The following is a 21,904-nucleotide window of genomic DNA, read 5'->3' as shown; positions in this document are numbered from 1 at the left end:
CCGGCTTATTCGTCGCCGGCACTCTCGCCTTCTTGGCCTTGCTGGCCTTCTTCCGGGCTCTCGTCGGCAACAATCGGATTGCCTTCACTGTCGAGCTCTTCGTCGTCGGTTTCCGCAATCCGCTCAACGCCAACCAGCCGCTCGTCTTCTTGGCTCAGCTTGATCAGGCGCACGCCCTGGGTATTCCGGCTAAGAACCGACACTTCGTCTGTCCGGGTACGCACGAGCGTGCCCTTGTCAGAGATCAGCATCATTTCGTCACCGTCGAACAGCTGCAGGGCTGTCACCAGGTTACCGTTACGCTCGGAGCACTGCATGGCGATAACGCCCTGGCTGCCACGGCTGTAGGTCGGGAACTCGTCAATGGCGGTACGCTTGCCGTAGCCGTTTTCGGAGGCAGTCAGGATAACCCCACCGTCCTGCGGGATGATCAGCGACACCACATGGTGACCCTGCGGCATCTTGATACCGCGAACACCACGGGCTGTCCGGCTCATGGGACGAACGGCTTCTTCGTTGAAGCGCACCGCCTTGCCAGCGGTCGAGAACAGCATGACCTCGGCATCGCCTTTGGTAATGGCTGCACCGATCAGGGTATCGCCCTCATCCAGTGACAGGGCAATCAGGCCGCTGCTGCGCGGACGCGAGAAGTTCGGCAACGGCGTTTTCTTGACCACACCGGCAGAGGTGGCCATCAGCACGAACTGGTCTTCCGGATAATCCCGAACCGGCAGGAACGTGGTAATACGCTCGCCTTCGTCCAGCGGCAGGATATTCACCATGGGCCGACCGCGGGAGGCACGGCTGGCGCGTGGAATCTCGAACACCCGCAGCCAGTACACCTTGCCACGGTTGGAGAAACACAGAATCGTATCGTGGGAGTTGGCCACCAGCAGCTTCTCAACGAAGTCTTCGTCCTTCATAGAGGTTGCTGCCTTGCCCCGACCACCACGACGCTGGGCCTGGTAGTCTTCCACTGCCTGGGTCTTGGCGTAACCACTGTGGGAAATGGTCACCACCAGGTCTTCTTCATCAATCAGGTCGGCGATGGTCAGGTCGCGACGGGAGCTGGTGATTTCGGTACGACGCTCGTCACCAAACTCGGTAACGATCGCTTCCAGCTCTTCCCGGATCACCTGGAGCAGCCGCTCGGGGTCGCCCAGGATGTCCAGCAGATCGGCAATCTTGTCGAGAATTTCCTTGTATTCGTTCTGGAGCTTCTCGGTTTCCAGACCGGTCAGGCGGTGCAGACGCAAGTCCAGAATGGCCTGGGCCTGTTCCGGTGAAAGATGATACAGACCTTCACGCAGCCCATAGATCTCTGGCAGGTCGTCCGGACGGCAGGCGTCCTGACCGGCACGTTCCAGCATGGCCATGACATCGCCCGGTGACCAGCCCTTGGCAATCAGCTTTTCCTTCGCTTCGGCGGCGGACGGCGAGGCCTTGATCAGCTCGATAATCTCGTCGATGTTGGCCAGGGCAACCGTCAAACCTTCCAGAATATGGCCACGTTCACGGGCTTTACGCAGTTCGTAGATGGTCCGGCGGGTCACTACTTCACGGCGGTGACGAACGAACGCATCCAGCAGCTGCTTCAGATTCAGGGTTTTCGGCTCACCGTTGATCAGGCCAACCATGTTGATGCCGAATACAGTTTCCAGCTGGGTCTGGGCAAACAGGTTGTTGACCACAACGTCCGGGTTCTCACCCCGACGCAGTTCGATCACCACCCGGATACCTTCCTTGTTGGATTCGTCCCGCAGCTCGGAGATACCTTCAAGACGCTTTTCTTTTACCAGCTCCGCGATCTTCTCGATCAGGCGGGCCTTGTTCAGCTGATACGGCAGCTCGGTGATGATGATGGCATCGCGATTGGTCTTGTTGTCGTGCTCGATCTCGTGGCGGGCACGAATATAGATACGACCACGGCCGGTACGGTAGGCCTCAACGATGCCGGCACGGCCGTTGATGATGCCCTCGGTCGGGAAATCCGGGCCCGGAATGAATTCCATCAGCTCATCGATGGTCAGATCCGGATTATCAATCAGCGCCAAGCAGCCGCTTACGACTTCCGTCAGGTTGTGGGGCGGAATGTTGGTAGCCATGCCCACGGCAATACCGGAGGAACCATTCACCAGCAGGTTGGGCACCCGGGTGGGCAGAACCTCGGGAATCCGCTCGGTACCGTCGTAGTTATCGACGAAATCGACCGTTTCCTTGTCCAGGTCCGCCAGCAGGGAGTGGGCGATCTTCTCCATGCGGATCTCGGTGTAACGCATGGCAGCCGCGTTGTCACCGTCGATGGAACCGAAGTTACCCTGGCCATCAACCAGCGGATACCGCAGGGAGAACGGCTGGGCCATACGTACGATGGTGTCGTATACCGCAGAGTCACCGTGGGGGTGGTATTTACCGATAACATCACCCACCACACGGGCGGACTTCTTATAGGCCTTGTTCCAGTCGTTGTTCAGTTCGGACATGGCGAACAGAACGCGGCGGTGAACCGGCTTGAGGCCATCCCTCACATCCGGAAGCGCCCGCCCGACGATCACGCTCATGGCGTAATCGAGGTAGGACTGTTTTAACTCGTCTTCAATATTGACCGGCAGGATCTCTTTGGCTAACTCACCCATCGAGAAAGGTTCCTTTGCGTTATCTGGAAGTCGTATCGGGGCCGTTTCCGGGCCCCATAGTTATTCTTCAACAAGCCGCCAAGTCTACCACAGTCGCACCCTTTCCGGGGCAACTGTGAGGCAGCCTTAATCAAACACCACTGTCTTGTTTTCGTAGGTGATCACCCGGTCTTCAATGTGTGAGCGCAGGCCCCGGGCCAACACGTTCTTTTCCACATCCTTACCCAGGCGAACCATATCCTCGATAGAGTCGCTGTGGGTGATCCGGATAACGTCCTGCTCGATGATCGGGCCCTCGTCGAGATCCTGGGTCACATAGTGGCAGGTGGCACCAATGAGCTTAACACCGCGGCTGTAGGCCTGGTGATAGGGGCGCGCACCGGCGAAGGACGGCAGGAAGCTGTGATGGATATTGATCACCTTGCCGGAGTATTTCTCGCAGAGCTCGCCGGGAAGGATCTGCATGTAGCGCGCAAGGACCACCACATCGGCCTCATATTTCTGGAACAGCTCATCAATATGGGCGAAAGCTTCCTCTTTGTTTTCCTTGCTTACCGGCACGTGGTGGTAGGGAATCTCATGCCACTCCACCATCCGGCGCAGGTCGTCGTGGTTGGAGATGACCGCCACAATCTCGGCATTGATCTCCTTGCTGTGCCAGCGGTGCAGCAGATCTGCCACACAGTGGGATTCCTTGCTGCACATCAGGATGACTTTCTTGGGCTGGGCCGAGTCGGCAATGTGCCAGTTCATATTGAATTCGCGGGCAATCGGCTCAAACGCGGCGCGGAACTGGTCCAGACCGAACGGAATCGAGGTGGCCTTGATCTCGTGCCGCATGAAAAACCAGCCGGTTTGCGTGTCGGAATGGTGACTCGCCTCGGTAATCCAGCCATTGTACGTCGACAGAAAATTACTCACCTTGGCGACAATTCCCACCCGGTCGGGGCAGGAAATCACAAGACGATAGGTATGCTCCATGAAAGCCTTTCCTTAACTGAAATCCGGGAAAGCAGGTGCGTCGGGGAATCACCGCCGACATTAACGGCAGGTTAACGGTACGCACCTATGAAAATGACCGGCTATCATAGCCTATCTGAACGCCAGAAACGAGGAATGGAGATATGGACAGAGGCCTCTACCAACGCACAATCAAAAACCTCGCCACGGGGCGCTCAGGCCGCCTTTCGATTGCGGCCGCCCTGGCCTTTTTCATCACCACCGCGCCGGCCTTCGGACAGGCCATTCTCGAGGGTGAGCGGTTTCACCCGGTTACCGCAACCCAGGGCATGGTTGCCACCAGCCATACACTGGCCACCGAGGTGGCTCTGGAAGTGCTGAAAAACGGCGGCAATGCAATCGATGCAGCCGTTACCGCCGGTTTTGCACTCGCTGTCACCCAGCCCCGTTCCGGCAACATTGGCGGTGGCGGTTTCATGCTGATTTCCAGGGGCGACGGATCAGATCCGGAAGCCATTGATTATCGCGAAAAAGCGCCCGCTGCCGCCACGGAAACCATATTCCAGGACGAATCCGGCGAGGTGGTCAGGAACCGCAGTCGTTTTACCCACCTGGCCGCAGGGGTTCCGGGCACAGTTGCCGGCCTTGCACTGGCGCTGGAGCGGCACGGCACCATTACCCTCAAGCAGGCACTGGCGCCGGCCATCAAACTGGCCCAAGACGGTTTCGTAGTGCCCCAGCGTTTTACTGAAGGTCTGGAGCAGGCCCGGGAGAGACTCGAGCGATGGCCCGCCACCCGTGACACCTTTTATAGGGAAGACGGCAGCGCCTGGCAGCCCGGGAAACGCTTTCGACAGCCGGAACTGGCGGCAACACTCCAGCGCATTGCCGACAACGGCGTGAAAGGCTTTTACGAAGGCGAAACCGCCGATCTGATTGCCAGCGAAATGGAACGGAATGGCGGCCTCATCACGCACCAGGACCTGAAAGACTATCGCCCGGTTGTCCGGGCGCCGGTTCACGGCAACTATCGCGGGTACGATATTTTCTCGATGTCGCCGCCCTCCTCCGGCGGCACGCACATTGTCCAGATCCTGAATATCCTGGAAGGCTTCCCGATGGCCGAGTTTGGCCATAACTCCGCTGATGCGATTCATCACATGGCCGAAGCCATGAAACTGGCCTACGCGGACCGTTCAAAATACCTCGGCGACACGGATTATGTGGAGGTGCCGCTGGCGGGGTTAACCAGCAAAGGCTACGCAGAAGAACTGCGCAAAGGCATTGATCCAGACAGGGCACGACCGGCCAGCGACATCAATCCCGGCCAGCCAGCTGCCTGGGAAAGCCCTGAAACCACCCATTTTTCCGTGGTGGATAAATGGGGCAACGCCGTGTCCAACACCTACACAATCAATTTCAGTTATGGATCCGGCATTACGGTGGAAGGCGCTGGATTCCTGCTTAACAACGAAATGGACGACTTCAGTGCCAAGCCCGGTGTGCCCAACGCTTATGGCCTGATCGGTGGCGAAGCCAACAAGGTCGAGCCCGGCAAACGCATGCTGAGCTCCATGTCGCCCACTATCGTTAAGAAGGATGGCAAGAACGTTCTGGTTACCGGCAGCCCCGGAGGCTCCCGGATCATTACCACCACCTTGCAGGTGATCCTCAATGTGATTGATCATGGAATGAACATCCAGACCGCCGTGAGCGCTCCGCGCATGCACCACCAGTGGCTGCCGGATGAAATCCGGATCGAACAGGGCATCAGCCCCGACACCATCCGGCTTCTGCAGGAGCGGGGGCACACGGTGGTCGGTGGATCAGCCATGGGCGCCATCCAGAGCATCCTGATTGACGAAGAGGGTGTTCTCAATGGTGGCGCGGACCCGAGGAGGAGCACTTCGTCGGCCATGGGCTATTAACGGGCAATTGACCAGGGTCACTGACCTGAATGGAGGCTTTATGTATCTTTCTGTACAACTGAGCTGCTATCCCCTGAAAGAGGAGTACAAGCAGCCAATCAAAGACCTGATCGCGCGCCTGGAGCAGACCGGACTGGAAGTCTATCCGGGGCGAATGAGCACCGAGATTTTCGGCGACTATGATGAGGTTATGGGCGTGCTCTCGGACACCATGAAATGGTCGTTCGAGACCTACGGCAAATCTGTCTTCGTGGCGAAGATCATGGAGGGCGACCGGAGACCGAAATGACAGCACCGAGTGGGCCAGACAACCAGCAACAGAAACCGGATCAGAACCAACAACCGGTCATTCCGAACCAGTCTGCGTTCCTTTGGCTGAGCGCTGCCATCTTCCTGATGGTGCTCTGGCTGCAGGATGGCGGACAACCGCGGCTTCAGGACCTCGCCTACTCGGAATTCAAGACGGCTGTTGTGAACAATCAGGTGGCAGAAGTCACGTTGAAAGAAGAAGCCATTACCGGCTTGTTCACCGACAGCGGTGCAGCCGATTTCAGCTCTGACAGCCCACCCCACACCAGCACGCCCGGTTTCCATACCATCCGCCCGCCCATGGAAGACCCGTCGCTGCTCAACCTTCTTGAAGAGCACAGTGTCACCATTCGGGCCACGCCATCAGGTCTGCCCTGGTGGCAGGAAATGATTCGCGGCTTCCTGCCCTGGATCCTGCTGCTGGCGCTGATGTTCTGGTTCTGGGGTGCAGCGCAGAAACGCATGACACAGGGTGGCGGCCCGTTTGATTTCAGCCGCTCCAAGGCACGGCGGGCCCACAAGGAAACCTCTACCGCCACCCTGGACGACGTGGCCGGCATTGAATCCGCCAAGCGGGAAATTGCCGAGATCATCGATTTCCTGAAATCTCCCGAAAAATACCGGGCACTGGGTGCCGTCATGCCCAAGGGCGTGCTTCTGGTCGGCCCGCCGGGCACCGGCAAGACACTACTGGCCCGGGCCATCGCCGGCGAAGCCGAGGTGCCCTTCTACAGCATCAGCGCCTCGGAATTCATCGAGATGTTCGTGGGTGTCGGCGCCGCGCGGGTTCGGGACATGTTCAAGGAAGCCCGGAAAGACGCGCCGGCGCTGATTTTCATCGACGAACTGGATGCCATTGGCCGATCACGTGGTGCGGGCCTGGGTGGTGGCCATGATGAACGCGAGCAGACACTGAACCAGATCCTCACGGAAATGGACGGTTTCGAGGCTCACGAAAATGTTCTGGTACTGGCTGCCACTAACCGGCCGGACGTACTCGACAGTGCCCTGCTCCGCCCGGGCCGTTTTGACCGCAAGATCACCCTCGACCGCCCCCACAAGGAGGCCCGTGCGGCGATCCTGGCCGTTCACGTGCGAAAGGTGCCCCTGGCGAATGATGTCGACCTGGATCAACTGGCCGCACGCACCATCGGCTTTTCCGGGGCGGATCTCAAGAACCTCGTAAATGAAGCGGCGCTCACCGCAGCCCGCGAAAGCCTGCATGAGGTGAATGCCCATTGCTTTGATCTAGCCCGGGACAGAATTATTCTCGGTGAAGAGCGCGACACCAAGCTGAACCCGCAGGAGCGTGAGGCTGTTGCCTACCACGAGTGTGGTCACGCCATCATGGCCTACTACATGCCGAACGCGGATCCCCTTACCAAGTTGACCATCATTCCCCACGGCATGGCCATGGGAGTGACGGAACAAACCCCGCGGGAAGATCACTACACCTACACCGAAAGCTATCTTAAGGATCGCATCAAGGTGATGCTTGGCGGTCGCTGCTCGGAAAAGCTGATCTACGGAGAAGTCAGTACCGGCGCCCAGAACGACCTCAAGGAGGCCACCGCGCTGATACGCAAGATGATCGGCCAGTGGGGCATGAGCGAAAAGATCGGCCCGCTGGGCCTGAACATCGGCGAGGAACATGTTTTCCTGGGCCGGGAGATGGGCATGCCGAGGGAGTTCAGCGAAAAGATGGCTGAGATGATTGACGAGGAAATCCAGTCCCAGCTCCTGGCCCTCGAGAAGGCAACCCTCGACTTCCTGACCGAGCACCGAAACCAGTTGGACGCACTGGCCAAAGCCGTGCTGAAACAGGAAACGCTGTCAGCAGAGGACGTCGAGGAAATCCTGCGCAAGGAAGATGCACGGAAGGTTGCCTGATACTCAAGTCATGGCCTAGATCACCAGGTAATGACTGAACAGGGTAATACAGAACCCAAGGACCGCTCCCAGAGGTGGCCCCCAATGCCGGTCAAGCCTCGACTGAGGAGCGATGTCCTGGAAAATCAGGTACAGAATACCCCCGGAAGCCATCAGCATCAGTGAGCCCAGTAATACGGGGCGCTCCGACAAGAAGAAATAGCCAAACAGGCCGGCCACCGGACCTGTGATCACCAGGCTAATCATAAAGACCAGCGTCTTTCGGGAGCTGTGGCCTTTCAGGTAAAGCAACTCCCGATAGGCGTTGAACCCTTCCGGCAAGTTCTGCAAGGCAATGAGTAACGCCATGAGCAGCGCAATCTCGGTGTTCACCACGGCGAGCCCGCCCAGCGCGGCAGCTTCCGGAATAAAATCCAGCATCACACCCAGGAGCTGCGGAGATTCACGGCGTTTCAAACCGAGAACCCGCTCTATCAGGAAGAACATGAGCCCGCCCGCAAGAATAGCCGGAATCGCAAGAAGGGATCCTCCCATGCTGGATCGGCCTTCCGGAATAAAAACCACAGCGACCGCGCCAAGCAGGATGCCGCCACCGAGCGCGATCACGAAATGGCGAAACTCCTGCTCCAGCCAATTGGGTCGGATCCGTTCAAAGCTGGCGAGCAGTCCGCCCAGTGGAATGCAGGCGCCGGCAAGGACGGTCAGTCCAACAATGGAGAGAACATCTATAAACATCAGCTAATCAAGACCTATGGAGCAACCGATGGGATTCAGGGCGTGACCGTGACGGGAAGGTTCAGGGCCACCAACAATCGCTCTGCGCCGGGCTCCTGGAGCAGTGTGCATTCCCGGCTTAGCACCAGCTCTACCGCCCTTTCCTGTCGTAGAATTCCGGCCACAACAGCCGGATCCGTTGATGGCAGAGACCTTACACGAAGCTCCGATTCCTGAATACCCAGGTCCTGCGCGACGCCTTTAAGATCGTCGGCTGAGACCGTCGAGTCAGCGCCCAACAGTAGTGTCACGGGCCGGTGGGAATGACGAACCACCTCAGCGGTTGCCTGGACAGCGCGGCCGTTAGCGCCATGATGGTCATTGAGAAACACCACAACCCTGCCCAAAGGTTCGGCCCGACTTTCACACCAGAGCAAGACCCTTCCCCGGGAACGACGAACCAGCCCTTTTGCCGTCGAGCCCAAGCGCGCACCGGGCTCGGAGGACCAACCAACGCGGCCCAGCACCAGAAGATCCTGAGGGCCGGCGAGCGCCAGCACCTCATCAATCACATGGCCCCGGGCGACACTCAGGGATTGCCTGCCACCGTATGACGCGACGGCACCTGCAAGAGCACGGCGGGCCTCGCTCGCCAACCTTTGCATGCGCTGTTCAACGTCGCCAGCAGCCAGGGGGCGGCTGATACCGGACGAACCGCCCACTTCGCGGGCAAAACCATAGCCGGCGCTTCGCAGCTGATTCAGCTCCTCAACAAACACACCGAGCACATCGGCACCGGTATTCGCGGCAATCCCGACCGCAGCCTGCAAGGCGGCGTAACTCATCCTGGAACCATCGAGAAGTACCAGTACACGACCGGTTGTGGTGCGGGGATCAGCCTGGTCTGCTGGCCTATCAGTCACGATCCTTGCCTCCGCTGCTGTTCGCTTCTCCGTTCTCGTCCCGTTTCTTGCTGGCCTCCGCGAACTTCTCCAGGCGTTCGGCAACCCGGTGATTGAAGCTGTTCTCGGGGAACTCGCCATTACTATCCGGTTCTCCGGGCTCAAGACCGGTTAGCAGCTCAATTGCCTCATTGATGCTTGAAATCGGATAGATCCGGAACCGGTCTTCAGCGATCGCCTGCCTCACATCGGCTCTCAGCATGAGGTGCTCAACATTGCTTGCGGGCAGCAAAACGCCCTGCCCGCGAACGTCGCCGGCTTCCTTGCAGACATCGAAAAAGCCCTCGATCTTCTCATTCACACCTCCTACGGCCTGGACCTCGCCATGCTGGTTCATCGAACCGGTGACCGCGAAGGATTGCTTGATTGGCACCCGGGCAATGGCTGAAAGCAGTACACAGGTTTCTGCCACCGACGCGGAATCGCCCTCAACCCCACCGTAGGATTGCTCGAAGGCAAGACTCGCCGACAGGGAAAGTTCGCCGTCGCCGGCGTACCGGCTCGCCAGGAAGCGGGAGAGAATCATCACAGCCTTGCTGTGAATGGGGCCGCCGAGTTTGGCCTCCCGCTCGATATCCACCACCTGCCCCTTACCGGGACGGGCCGTGGCGGTAATCCGGGTAGGCTGCCCGAACATCGACGCCCCAAGCCTGAGCACCGAAAGACCATTTACCTGAGCTACCTCCTCGCCAGTAGTGGCTATCATCACCACACCCCGGCTGATTTGCTCGCGACTTCGTTCCCGGACCCGGCTGGCCCGGTATTCCCGTTCATCAATGGCCTGCTGGAGATGGCTGGCTTCAACCGTATCGGCCCCGGCCTGTCCCGCCCAGTGGTCTGCCTCGCTCAGAATGTCGCGGAGCACCCGGTCGTGGGCGGTCAGTTTGCGCTGGTCTGCTGCCAACCGGCTGGCATGTTCAATCAGCCGGGCCACGGCGCTTCGCTCCAGCGGTCGCATTTTCAGGCCCCGGGCCATGGTGGCGATCATGCGCGCGTAGAGTTCATAGCATTCTTCATTGCGGTCCAGGTCGTCCTCGAAATCCGCTTCTACTTTGAACAGGTCCAGAAAGTCGGGATCATAGTGGGACAGCAGGTAATAGAGCATCCGGTCCCCGAGCAGAACCACCTTGACCGACACCGGAATGGGCTCCGGCTGCAGGCTGACGGTACTCACCAATCCATAGAGCCGCTCCAGGGACTCGATGCGGATTTCGCCGGAGGACAGGATCCTCTTGAGGCTTTCCCAGGCCATCGGCTGGGTTAGCACCCGGCGGGCGTCAATGATCAGATAGCCGCCGTTGGCACGGTGCATGGAACCACCGCGAATCAGCGTGAAGTCGGTATAGAGATTGCCTTGCCGGGCCCGATGTTCGATTTGCCCCGCCAGGTGTTGATGATTGGGCAGATCCTCATAGATGACCGGCGCGCCTACGGTTTCGGCATTATCCACCAACAAGTTGACCTTATAACGGGCCAGCAGCCCTGCCGGTGGCCCGTTATCGCCGTCCTGAAAGGCTTCGGCATGCTCCACCACGTCTTCGCGGACCGCATCCAGATAGTCCACAATATCCGGGAGGTGGGACCACTTTCCCCTGAGTTCCCCGATCGGGCCGCCGAGTGTCAGCTGGACCATCTCTTCATTCAGAGCGTGGACGCGCTCCCGAACTTCTTTCCGCATCCTGGGAATCTGCTGGATGGTCTGCTGCAGCTTCTTCTGAAGCTCCTCAACCTTGGATTCAACCAGTTGTTTCTCTTCATCCGAAAAGTTCTTGTATTCCTCGGGATCGATCACCTCACCCTTGCGCATGGGGGCAAAGGTAAAACCGGCTGGCGTTGTGATCATGGCAATGTTGTTGCGGTTGGCCTCTTCCTGGATCTCGAACAGGCCCTGGTGCTGCCGCTTGGCCATTTCTTCCTGCAGCTCCTGCAAGCGGGCCTGGTATTCCTCGCTTTCAAAAGCCGCCGGAATGGCCGTGCGAAGCTCTTCTGCCAGCTCACTCATGTCTTTCTTGAATTGCTGCCCCTGCCCCGCTGGCAGCTGGATTGCGCCCGGCCGATCTGAAAAGCGGAAGTTATAGACATGGCACCAATCTGGAGGAACCGGTTGCCTGGCTGCATTCAGGGAAAGAAAGCGTTCGACAAGTTCGTGTTTACCTGCCCCGGAGGGTCCGAGGACAAAGAGATTAAAACCCTCTGCCCGAATACCGGCGCCAAATTCCAGCGCTCGCAAAACCCGGTCCTGACCGTAGGGTTGATCCAGGTCTTGCAGGTCATCGGTGGTTACGAAATCCAGCTTGTTTTCCGGACAAACGTGGTAGACCTGGTCTCCGGTTAAGGGGGTGGGTAGTGGCATTACATCCTCCTGATGGTTTCCACCCGAAGGTGGAGTACGCCGATTACGTCGAACGAGTAATCCGGGGGCAACGCCCCCTCATCAGGAAACTATAGATTATGGCTGGGGCCCTGCTCCAACAATCGGGGGGCCCTAACGCCACTCGAGGGTCTTGGGCTCCACCGCATGTTCACAGAACAGATGCCCGACATCCGGCACCGCAAAGCAGCGGTCGCCCCGCTGGGGCTGGCGGGCGTTGAACTCAGTATGGCTGATGCCAACCTCCCACAACTCTTCACACTCCCACCCATCGGGCTTGAGTTCGATCCGCACTTCCGCACCAATCAGGTTGATGGCCTCTATGCGAAATGGCAGGTGGGCCTGATCACTGGCAGCCTGAGTCAGCCGCACCTCGTGGGGCCGCAGATAGAGTTGGGCGTCGTCGTTTTCACAGCCTTCGGGCAAGCGAATCCAGGCATCGCCCTGGCGCATAACACCATCACGGATCTTGCCGGAGAGCACGTTCACCTGGCCAAGAAACTCAAACACAAACCGGCTGTCCGGACGGCCATAGAGCTCCAGGGGCGTATCAACCTGTTCAATCCGCCCATTGCTCATCACCACCACCTGGTCGGAGAGTTCCAGGGCTTCTTCCTGATCGTGGGTAACGAACACGCTGGTGAAATGCAACTCATCGTGGAGGCTGCGCAACCAGCGGCGCAGGTCTTTTCGCACCTTGGCATCAAGTGCGCCGAAGGGCTCATCCAGCAGAAGAATCTCTGGCCGCATGGCCATGGCCCGGGCCAAAGCGATGCGCTGCTTCTGCCCCCCGGAGAGCTGCGCCGGGTAGCGATCGGCCAGATGTTCCAGCTGCACCATTTCGAGCAGGTCTTTGACCCGCTTGCGGATCTCCGGCTTGCCCGGCCGTTCCTTACGTGGAAGCACGTTGAGGCCGAAGGCCACATTCTCGGCCACCGTCATGTGCCGAAACAGCGCATAGTGCTGGAAAACAAAGCCAACACTCCTGTCCCGAACGTGCAGATCGGTCACGTCCTTGCCGCTGAACCGTATCCGGCCCTCTTCCGGTGTTTCCAGGCCCGCGATAATCCGCAACAGCGTGGTCTTGCCCGAACCGGAGGGGCCCAGCAACGCCGTGAGCTGGCCGTCAGGGATGGTCAGATTGATGTCATGCAGGGCCTGAAACTTGTCGAAAAACTTGTTGATACCCTGTATCTCGATACTCATGGGGAAACCCTTAATTACGACTCTGACGCCATTCAACAATGGCTTTCACGACAAGTGTGATCAGCGCGATGCCTGCCAGTAGCGACGATGCCGCGAACGCGCCCACGGTGTTGTAATCCTGGTAAAGCAGCTCCACCTGCAGTGGCAGCGTATTAGTCTCGCCCCGGATATTGCCGGAGACCACCGATACCGCACCAAACTCCCCCACTGCCCGGGCATTGGTGAGGATCACGCCGTACAGCAGCGCCCAGCGAATGTTCGGCAGGGTAACCCGCCGGAACAGCTGCCAGCCGGATGCGCCCAGCACCACACCGGCCTCTTCCTCTTCCCGACCCTGTTGCTGCATCAGCGGGATCAGTTCTCTGGCCACAAACGGACAGGTCACAAATACGGTAACCATCACGATGCCCGGCCAGGAGAACATCAGTTGAATATCGTACTCGCCGAGCCACTGGCCCACCCAGCCATTGCTGCCGTAGAGCAGCAGGAACAGCAGGCCGGCAACCACCGGAGACACGGCGAACGGGATATCAATAAGGGTGGTGAGCAGTTTGCGACCGGGGAATCGGAAACGGGTCACCAGCCAGGCCAGGAACACGCCGAAAACCATGTTCAGCGGCACGGTGAGCAGAGCAACCACCAGCGTCAGACCGATGGCGTGAAGCGTGTACTCATTGAGAATATTGCTGACGTAACCGGCCCAACCCTCGGCAAACGCCTGCACAAAGATCAGCACCAGGGGCATGAACAGCAGAAGCACCGTCAGGCCGACGGCAATTCCGATCAGAGTGCGACGAACCAACGGGCTGTCGCCAACGCGGCGATGTTTACGCGCAGCCATGCCCTAACCTCCATGCAAGCGCTTGAGATAGCGCCCCTGCCAGACATTGATCGCCAGAAGCAGCAACAGCGACACCGTCATCACCACCGCGGCGATGGCACTGGCCGCCGGAAAATCGTACTCCTCCAGGCGAACAAAGATCATCAGACTGATTACTTCGCTGATGTAGGGGGAGTTGCCGGCAATAAAGATAACGGCGCCGTATTCGCCAAGGCTGCGGGCAAAGGAAAGTGCGCCACCGGTCACGACTGCCGGCCAAAGCGTGGGGAACAGGATTTTCCGGAATACCGTCATGTCCGAGGCGCCCAGACTCATGGCCGCTTCTTCGTCTTCCGGTGCCAATTCTTCAAGCACCGGCTGAACCGTGCGCACCACGAAAGGCACGCTGGTAAACGCCATGGCGACAACAATACCGAGCGGCGTAAAGGCAACCTCAATGCCCAGCTTGGCCAGGTACTGACCATACCAGCCGTTCTCGGCAAACAGGGTCGCCAGCGTGATGCCGGCCACTGCGGTTGGCAAGGCGAACGGAAGATCCATAATGGCATCCAGCAGCCGCTTGCCGGGAAACTCGTAACGCACCAGCACCCAGGCCATCAACAGGCCGAACACGCAGTTGAACAGTGATGCCGCCAGCGCCGCCAGTGCGGTGACCTTGTATGAGGCCACCACACGCGGATCGGTGATCACGAACCAGAACTGCTCCCACCCCATGCCTGCGGCCCGGATAAACAGACCGCTGATGGGCAGAAGCAGCACCAGGCTGATAAAGAAAAGCGAAATGCCGAGGCTCAATCCGAACCCCGGCAATACGCGTTTGGTGGCAGGAGCGCTCAGCCGTTTTGCCGGGCGCTCCGAAAGGTCAGTGGTGGCCATGGATCAGTTGCGCATCCCTTAGCGGCGACGCTGCAACTGGTCCAGCTTACCGCCGCTGGCAAAGTGGGTTTCCATGGCGTTTTCCCAGCTGCCAGCGATGTCCTGAATCGGCATCAGCTTCAGTTCCGGGAACTTGTCAGCCACTTCCGCCTTCACGGTTTCGTTGTGCACCCGGTAGTTGAAGCCGGCCAGCATGCGCTGGGCTTCTTCAGAGTACAGGTGCTTCAGATACGCCTGAGCCAGCTCCTCGGTCCCCTTCTTCTGGATGTTCTTGTCAATCCAGGTCACCGGAAACTCGGCCAGGAAGCTGACTTTCGGAACCACAACCTGGAAGTTCTTGTCCGGGTTCAGCACCGGAATATTGTTTACTTCGGATTCAAACGTGAGCAGCACATCGCCCAGACCACGCTCAACAAAGGTGGTGGTGGCGCCACGACCGCCGGAGTCGAATACCTTTACCTGGCCCAGCAGATCGCTCAGGAAAGCATCAATCTTCTCCTGGTCGTCACCGAACTTGTCCTGGGCAAAACCCAGAGCCGCCAGGTAGGTGTAGCGACCGTTACCGGAGGTTTTCGGATTCGGCATGATCAGTTCGACATCCTCACGGATCAGATCATCCCAGTTCTGGATATTCTTGGGGTTACCCTCACGCACCAGGAACGCCATGGTGGAATAGTAGGGAGAGCTGTTATTGGGCAAGCGTGACGCCCAATCCTCGGGAATCAGATTGCCGCGCTCGGCAAGGATGTTAACGTCAGTCACCTGATTATAGGTCACCACATCAGCACCCAGCCCCTGCAGAATGGCACGCGCCTGCTTCGAGGAGCCGGCGTGGGATTGCTGGATGTTCACGGTTTCGCCGGTCTTCTCTTGCCAGTAGTCCTGGAACATAACGTTGTATTCCGCGAACAACTCCCGGGCAATATCGTAGGAGGAGTTCAGAATCTCCCGCTCCTGGGCGGAAGCCGGCCCAGTCATTGAAAACGCCAGCGCCAGTGCACTGAACCACAGGCCCTTACGGGCTTTGGAACCGGAAAAGATCGAATTCGGCATAGTAGGCAGAGCTCCCAGTTAACTCGGAATCTTGATATACGCCAGAAGAATAAGGATGGCGCTTTGTTAGAACACAAAGATAAGGTAGGAGCCTAAGAACAACAATGCCCTGACTAGATAATTTACGACTGTCTTAAAAGCTTTTGGTTATAACGCCGCCCCTGAGAACCGGACTCTCGAGTTGGCTTTTCTGCCGTGATGGGGATTACAGCCAAACGAGATAGAGCACTTGCATACCGGGCGTCCATTAAGGACACAATGGCCATGCAACCAGAATGGCAAAACGTGTCACGGGAATAACCCGCATTGAGCCTCTATACTTTCTGGCACGGGCCAGGGACAGCCTGGACAACATCCGGCAACGAGGGATCGCTGAATTCACCTAAACATGAATATTGAATATCAGAACCCTTAACACCCTTAAAATCCGATTGGTCCTGTCTTTTGGCATCCTGATTCTGGCTGCCACCACTGCCACCATCGTTGGTACCTGGGCGACAAGCGACCTTGCGGTCAACGCTCTCCGCAAATCTACCAGGCAAAATCCGCAGGAGGTGGCCGTCCAGCTCCGGGACAAAATCGAGCTGGACCTTCATGAGCGCTATAGCGATCTGACGGTGGCAGCGGCGCTGTCTGGCCAGCACCGGCGATCTGCTCAAAGGCATGAACGTGGCGCACCGTCCGTGGTTCCAGGGAGCGCGGGATAAACCCTACCTGGGCGATGCTCACAAGGCCGTGCTGCTTGAGGAAAAACTCAACAACAACTCCAACACTCCATTACGCTTTGTCGATGTGGCCGTGCCGCTCCAGAACGCTGAAGGAAACTTCGCTGGTGTTCTTGGTGCTCACCTCTACCTTGACTGGGTGGCCAGCCTGGGTGAATCCCTGCTCGCTCCGCTTCAGGAAAGACTGCAGGCTGAACTGATTCTTGCGGACAAAAACGGCGTGGTCATCGTTGGTCCGGAAGACAGCGTGGGGCGCACTTTGAATGAATCGCTGGTGCAGCCGGCCCAATCTCTTCGCAACACGTTAATTGTCTCCGGGGTGTTGCTGGCCCTGCTGCTGATCGTATTTGCCGTCTACACCGCCCGCCGCACGACTCGTCCACTGCTGCAAATGGCACGGGAAGCGGACCGGCTGGACCCGGGCAATCCGTCCTCGCCAATACAGCTGCGCGATGACTACGAAGAAGTCCGGGTTCTTTCCTCTGTATTACGGGATCTGGTTCAGCGGCTGACGAATAAGACTCACCAAATGAACGAGCTGAATGCCAGCCTGGAACATCGGGTTGCAGAGCGCAACCGGGCACTGGAGGAAGCCAACCAGCGCCTGGAGGGAACCGTCCGGACGGATGCCCTGACCGGATTGAATAACCGGCGTTTCTTCTTTGAACTGGGCCAGACTGCCCTGAAAAAAGCCATTCGTGCCGACAAACCGATGGCGGCGCAAGAGGCTTTACGCGACACTGACATTCTGGCCCGCCTCGGCGGCGAGGAGTTTGCGGTATTACTGGAGAACACCGATGAGGACGCAGCTTCCGAGGTGGCCGAGCGGCTGCGCCAAAAAATCAACGACATGCCGCTATCACTTGAAAGGGGCCAGATCACCCTGAGCATCAGTGCCGGCGTAGCCTGCCTTTGCCCGGAGGGTGGCGACGACCTGGACACGCTTCTGGTGCTCGCAGACAAGGCCCTCTACGTCGCCAAATCCGGCGGCCGAAACCGCGTGGCCCGCTATTCGCAAGTCAACGTCGAGAACACGCCACCCGGTGACTAACCTGACGGGTCAAGCGGCCGATGTGTGCTGGCATCCGGTACTGGACTGGTGTCCAGCGCATCTTCCACTACTATCAAGGTAAGTCAGCGCTGGAGAAGACGTTGCCGTGGGACTGTCGATCAAGACAACAGAATTTGCTCCAGAAGAGTTTGAGCGTTTTGCGGCCAAGGTCCGGACGGACCTCAAGGCGCTCACTCGGCTTCTGAACCGGCCCGGCTTTGGCGAGGGAGAGAGCTCCATTGGCGCCGAGGTGGAGTTCTACATCGTAAATTCTGACCTGCGGGTTCAACCCATCAACACAGAAATTGCCGCCAGCGTTCAGGATCCCCAGCTCACGGTTGAACTCAACCGCTTCAATCTTGAATACAACCTCAGCCCCCAGGCTTTCAAGGGCTCTCCATTCGCCAGAACGGAACAAGAGCTGCTCGCGGCGATCCGGCGAATCAACCAGCACGCCGCGGCACTGGATGGGGAGCTGGTCCCCATCGGCATTCTGCCCACACTTCGCCAGTCCGATATGGGCGCGAAGGTAATGACAGACGAGCCCCGCTACCATGCGCTCTCCAACGCGCTACTCAAGCAGCGGGGCGAGCCTTTCAGCATCCATATCGGGGGCAACGATGTTATCAATCTGGAGGCCGACGACGTCTACATGGAAGGCGCCAATACCTCTTTCCAGCTGCACTGGCGTGTGCCTGCCCATCGTTTTGCTGATTATTTCAATGCCGTACAACTGGTCACGCCGATTGTCCTCGCTCTGGCCAGCAATTCACCCAGCCTGTTTGGCCACCACCTGTGGGACGAAACCCGGATTGCCCTGTTCAAGCAGTCCATTGACAGCCGGTCCCCCAACCATAAAACCTGGCGCCATCCGCCACGGGTATACTACGGAAACGGCTGGATACGCAGTGCCTGGGAACTGTTTGCCGCCTCGGCATCGTTGTATCCCCCCATCATTCCACTGATGTCGGAGGAAGATCCGATGGCCGTGATTGATTCCGGCGAGGTGCCGAAACTGGCAGAACTGCGACTGCATCAGGGATCCACCTGGCCCTGGAACCGGGCCATCTATGACGATACCGAAGGCGGCCACCTGCGTATCGAGATTCGCTCAATGCCTGCAGGTCCTACAGCCGCTGATATGTGTGCGAATGGCCTGTTCGTGATCGGAGCTGCGCTGGCAGTGCTTGATGACATTCAGCATCTGACGTCGATACTCCCCTTCCACTACACCGAGCACAATTTTTACCGCGCGGCCAAATATGGCGTGGGCGCGGAAATCATCTGGCCTCAAAAGGACCAGGTGCAGTTGCAGGATACGCCCCTGTTAACCGTGGCCCGGGAGTTGCTGCCCCGCGCCCGGGAGGCATTGCAACAAACAGCGGTGGACGAATCAGAGATTCAACGCCTGCTGGGCATTATCGAAGGCCGCATTGAAACCGCCATGTCGGGCGCCCGGTGGCAACGCCACATCACAGAATCTCTATTCAGGTCCCAGAGCCCCGATGAGGCATTCCGGAGCATGCTGGCCCTTTACATGGCCAACCAGAAGAAGAACACGCCCCTTCATGAATGGACATTGTCACCGTGAGTTATTCGAACGTACTTGATTATCTGAATGACCCCTCACCCCGGACGCTGGGCCGCTCCCCTCTTGAGTGGCTGGACCAACTGCAAAAGCCCACGGTTATTCGTGTCGCCGGTCGCGATCGCTCCCGTACCCGAGCCATGGCAACACTTCTTCACGGCAACGAACCATCCGGCCTATTTGCACTTCATCGGTGGCTGCTTGAGCAGCACACCCCCGAAGTCAACATGCTGTTTCTCCTCGGAGGCGTTTACCCCGCGAAAATCCCGCCCACCCTCACGATACGCCAGCGTCCCGAAGGGCGTGACCTCAACCGGTGCTTCAAAGAACCTTTCGAGGGAGAGGAAGGGGCGATTGCCGAGGCCATGCTGGCAGAGCTTCGTAACGCGAACCCCGAATGCCTGCTGGACGTGCACAACACGTCAGGCACAGGCCCCGCCTTCGCTGTAACCGTCACCAATGACGCAGCCCATCAGGCACTGACGTCGCTCTTCACGGATCGCCTCATTATGACGGATCTGCGTCTGGGGGCGCTGATGGAATATTCTGAGCAGGAGGTACCCACGGTAACCATCGAGTGCGGTGGGTCCCAGGACGACCATGCTCATGAACTGGCTTATGAGGGACTCGTTCGGTATTGCTCGAGGCCAGATGTGCTGTCACTGGAAAAAGCGGAGTGGGACGTAACGGTACTGCGAAATCCGATCCGGGTAGAGCTGGCGCCCGAAGCGACCATAGAATACCGGCTTGAGCCGACTGGTCGGGCTGATCTTACGCTGCCGCCAAACATCGAACACCGCAATTTCGGCATTGTTTCGCCGGATGAGCCGCTTGGATGGGTTGGAAAAAATGGTCTTGCCATACTTACAGCGATCAGCCACAACCGAAAGGAAAACATGGAGCAGGTTCTTCGGGTCAAGGATGGGCAGATCTACGCCGCCCAGGCCATCCGGGCCTTTATGATTACCACCAACCCGGCTATTGCGAAGAGTGATTGCCTGTTCTATGCAGTCAAGGCAACGGGCGAGCCTATTTTCTAGGAGCCGAAGAGCAACAGGCCACAGATTGCCGCCCTTGAATGTGTAGGCCTCTAGCGACTCTGGGCATGGCTTCCGGCTGACCGCCTTGTGATACATGCCCCGGCAGCCTTTCCCCCCTTATTCCCGCTCAAACTCCAGAAGGCCGCCAAGAAGCTCGGCATTTGTGGGGTACTTCTCAAGCAGCTCAACCAGCCTTTTTGTGCCCTCTAGCAGCCTGTCGGACTTGCACCTGACAGACAGCGTTTAAAGTGATCTTGTTCGCTTGGCTCCCGACTTTCACCGCAAGTGGCCATCGGGGTGCACAGATTGGCCTCAATGGCACCTAAAGTACACCATGAAAGGCCTTAAAATGGCGGCAAAAGGCCCTCACACCGCCATTTTCAACACGCTCATACGCTTTACGTTCCATGCCAGCGTGGCTAACGTCCATTCGCCTGCAACCTTCTTCAGCCCCCTCATCGAGAACTGCCTCAGGCCCATCACCTGCTTGATAATTCCGAACACGGGCTCCACTGTTTGTTTTCGCAAGGCGTACAGCGCTCGCCCAGATTGGGTAGTGAGCCGGTGTTTCATCTGCACCACCGGGTCGTTCGTGACAGGCGCTGGTTCATCGGCTGCGAATCGATCAAATACGGACAGATGGTGTTGATCGCGGGCCACCGCCAGTGACGGCTGGATGTTATTTTCCCGGCACGCCTGAACATTGGTTTTACTGAAGTAGCCCGTGTCGGCCAGCAGATCAGTGACGGTGCCCAGGGCCTGCGGCAACGCACCTATCTGGGTCAGGGCTGGAGTAATCTGCTGTTTGTCGTTTGTCGCCTGGGTCATGTGGGTACTGACAACCAGCATCGTCTCGGTATCCACTCCGGCCTGAGCGTTATAACACTGCTCAAAGCCCCCGCCGGAGACGGGCATGATGCGCGATTCGTCATCGCTCAGGTTCACTTGATCGGTATCCCGAGGGCCGGGCTGCGGTGGTTTAGGTGCCCGGCCCCGGGGCTTTTTTCCGGCGTCCCTCTGGGCCTGCCGTTTGGCCTGTTTTTGCTGGTAGTCGGCCTGCTCCTGATCAAAGCGTTCTTGTGCTCGCGCCTCTATGGCCCGCTTGGCGTCTGCCAGCGCTTCCAATCGGGCTTCACGCCGGGCGATTTCGGCGGGGATATCCATACCCTCAAGTACTGGTGCCTGATCTGCGGCCTCCGCCTGAGCGGCGAGTGCGTTCACTTCCGCCTTGAGCTGCGCCTCAATCTTATTTGCGTGGGCATAGGACAGCGCTTTGTGCTTACTGGCGTTCGCTTTTACCTTGGTACCATCCAGGGCGATCCGCCCCAGCTTCACCAGATTCATTTCCCGCGCCAGCAGCAGGACCTGCACGAACAGAGCCTCAACCTGAGGAAGAAAGCGACGGCGGAAGGTGGCGATCGTGTCGTGATCCGGATGCGTGTTGGCCGCCAGGTAACGGAACGCAATCGAGTCGTGGGTAGCGCGCTCAATCTTGCGGCTGGAGAAAACGCCGGTCGCGTATCCATAAATCAACAAGCTGAGCAATACGGCAGGATGATGGGCCCGTGAGCCGCGCCCGGCATACTGCCGCGTTAGCTCAGACAGATCGAGCTGATCAACGACCTCGACGACAAAACGGGCCAGATGGTCTTCAGGCAACCAGTCTTGAACAGACGGTGGAAGCAGGAAGTCGGTGTCCCGGTCAGCTATTACGAAATGTCCCATCAGTGAATTCCGGTTGTGGCCCGTGTTGC

General features: G+C 58.4%; 17 protein-coding genes. 7 read left to right on the top strand and 10 right to left on the bottom strand.

Translation table 11 applies throughout. The annotated features are described in order from the left end of the window. Positions 1-5: 5 nt before the first annotated feature. Entirely contained in the window at positions 6-2,636 is a 2,631-nt protein-coding gene (gene gyrA, locus ACP86_RS17815) for a DNA gyrase subunit A (RefSeq protein WP_008172069.1), read from the bottom strand. 126 nt (positions 2,637-2,762) lie between these two features. After that, positions 2,763-3,617, bottom strand: coding sequence for a formyltetrahydrofolate deformylase (gene purU / locus ACP86_RS17810; protein WP_008172070.1), 855 nt, complete (start codon positions 3,615-3,617; stop codon positions 2,763-2,765). A 143-nt stretch (positions 3,618-3,760) separates the two neighbouring features. Between purU and ggt the strand changes: the two genes are divergently transcribed. From ggt to ftsH, 3 genes are read left to right on the top strand one after another with little or no spacing between them, the layout of a single operon-like run. Then, entirely contained in the window at positions 3,761-5,524 is a 1,764-nt protein-coding gene (gene ggt / locus ACP86_RS17805; RefSeq protein ID WP_053114952.1) for a gamma-glutamyltransferase, read from the top strand. Positions 5,525-5,564: 40 nt separating this feature from the next. Continuing rightward, positions 5,565-5,813: a thiamine-binding protein gene (locus tag ACP86_RS17800; RefSeq protein ID WP_014576785.1), complete on the top strand. Its 249-nt coding sequence runs from the start codon at positions 5,565-5,567 to the stop codon at positions 5,811-5,813. Then, the gene (gene ftsH / locus ACP86_RS17795; protein ID WP_053114951.1) at positions 5,810-7,723 is read left to right on the top strand and encodes an ATP-dependent zinc metalloprotease FtsH; all 1,914 of its coding nucleotides are present in this window, start codon (positions 5,810-5,812) and stop codon (positions 7,721-7,723) included. Before ACP86_RS17800 ends, ftsH begins: the two co-directional genes overlap by 4 nt. Before the next feature lie 15 nt (positions 7,724-7,738). Here the strand turns inward: ftsH and ACP86_RS17790 are convergent, their stop codons facing one another. From ACP86_RS17790 to cysP, 7 genes are all read right to left on the bottom strand, one after another. After that, on the bottom strand, positions 7,739-8,458 hold the full coding sequence (locus tag ACP86_RS17790; protein WP_053114950.1) for a ZIP family metal transporter: 720 nt from the start codon (positions 8,456-8,458) through the stop codon (positions 7,739-7,741). A 35-nt stretch (positions 8,459-8,493) separates the two neighbouring features. Next, positions 8,494-9,360 carry a universal stress protein gene (locus ACP86_RS17785; protein ID WP_053114949.1) on the bottom strand — a complete coding sequence of 289 codons (867 nt, stop codon included), beginning with the start codon at positions 9,358-9,360 and terminating at the stop codon, positions 8,494-8,496. Further along, positions 9,353-11,752, bottom strand: coding sequence for a Lon protease family protein (locus ACP86_RS17780; RefSeq protein WP_053114948.1), 2,400 nt, complete (start codon positions 11,750-11,752; stop codon positions 9,353-9,355). The genes ACP86_RS17785 and ACP86_RS17780 overlap by 8 nt, the downstream gene beginning before the upstream one ends. Positions 11,753-11,884: 132 nt before the next feature. Then, positions 11,885-12,976 carry a sulfate/molybdate ABC transporter ATP-binding protein gene (locus tag ACP86_RS17775; protein WP_053114947.1) on the bottom strand — a complete coding sequence of 364 codons (1,092 nt, stop codon included), beginning with the start codon at positions 12,974-12,976 and terminating at the stop codon, positions 11,885-11,887. Positions 12,977-12,986: 10 nt separating this feature from the next. After that, positions 12,987-13,817 carry a sulfate ABC transporter permease subunit CysW gene (gene cysW, locus ACP86_RS17770; protein ID WP_053114946.1) on the bottom strand — a complete coding sequence of 277 codons (831 nt, stop codon included), beginning with the start codon at positions 13,815-13,817 and terminating at the stop codon, positions 12,987-12,989. 3 nt (positions 13,818-13,820) lie between these two features. Beyond that, the gene (cysT, locus tag ACP86_RS17765) at positions 13,821-14,693 is read right to left on the bottom strand and encodes a sulfate/thiosulfate ABC transporter permease CysT (protein ID WP_053114945.1); all 873 of its coding nucleotides are present in this window, start codon (positions 14,691-14,693) and stop codon (positions 13,821-13,823) included. A gap of 18 nt (positions 14,694-14,711) precedes the next feature. Beyond that, the gene (cysP, locus tag ACP86_RS17760) at positions 14,712-15,746 is read right to left on the bottom strand and encodes a thiosulfate ABC transporter substrate-binding protein CysP (RefSeq protein WP_053114944.1); all 1,035 of its coding nucleotides are present in this window, start codon (positions 15,744-15,746) and stop codon (positions 14,712-14,714) included. A gap of 395 nt (positions 15,747-16,141) precedes the next feature. On the opposite strand from cysP, the gene ACP86_RS23315 reads away from it, so the two are divergent. The 4 genes from ACP86_RS23315 (at position 16,142) to ACP86_RS17740 (ending at position 20,150) form a co-directional block, all read left to right on the top strand. Next, a complete protein-coding gene (locus tag ACP86_RS23315) occupies positions 16,142-16,453 on the top strand; it encodes a hypothetical protein (protein ID WP_176443054.1) in 312 nt (103 codons plus the stop codon). Continuing rightward, positions 16,416-17,522 (top strand): diguanylate cyclase domain-containing protein, encoded by a 1,107-nt coding sequence (locus tag ACP86_RS17750; protein ID WP_158499466.1) that lies wholly within the window; start codon positions 16,416-16,418, stop codon positions 17,520-17,522. The genes ACP86_RS23315 and ACP86_RS17750 overlap by 38 nt, the downstream gene beginning before the upstream one ends. Before the next feature lie 106 nt (positions 17,523-17,628). Beyond that, the gene (locus ACP86_RS17745) at positions 17,629-19,113 is read left to right on the top strand and encodes a hypothetical protein (protein WP_053114941.1); all 1,485 of its coding nucleotides are present in this window, start codon (positions 17,629-17,631) and stop codon (positions 19,111-19,113) included. Continuing rightward, positions 19,110-20,150: a hypothetical protein gene (locus tag ACP86_RS17740; protein ID WP_227507748.1), complete on the top strand. Its 1,041-nt coding sequence runs from the start codon at positions 19,110-19,112 to the stop codon at positions 20,148-20,150. Before ACP86_RS17745 ends, ACP86_RS17740 begins: the two co-directional genes overlap by 4 nt. A 366-nt stretch (positions 20,151-20,516) precedes the next feature. Here ACP86_RS17740 and ACP86_RS17735 read toward each other — a convergent pair whose 3' ends face one another. Continuing rightward, positions 20,517-21,875, bottom strand: a complete 1,359-nt coding sequence (locus ACP86_RS17735) for an IS1182 family transposase (RefSeq protein WP_053113251.1) — start codon at positions 21,873-21,875, stop codon at positions 20,517-20,519. Between the last annotated feature and the right edge of the window lie 29 nt (positions 21,876-21,904).

Origin of the sequence: Marinobacter sp. CP1 (genome assembly GCF_001266795.1) — a bacterium.
In the GTDB taxonomy this organism is placed as follows: Bacteria; Pseudomonadota; Gammaproteobacteria; order Pseudomonadales; family Oleiphilaceae; genus Marinobacter; species Marinobacter flavimaris.
The sequence above is the reverse complement of the archived record's forward strand: the minus strand, read 5'-3'. Positions and strand labels throughout refer to the sequence as shown.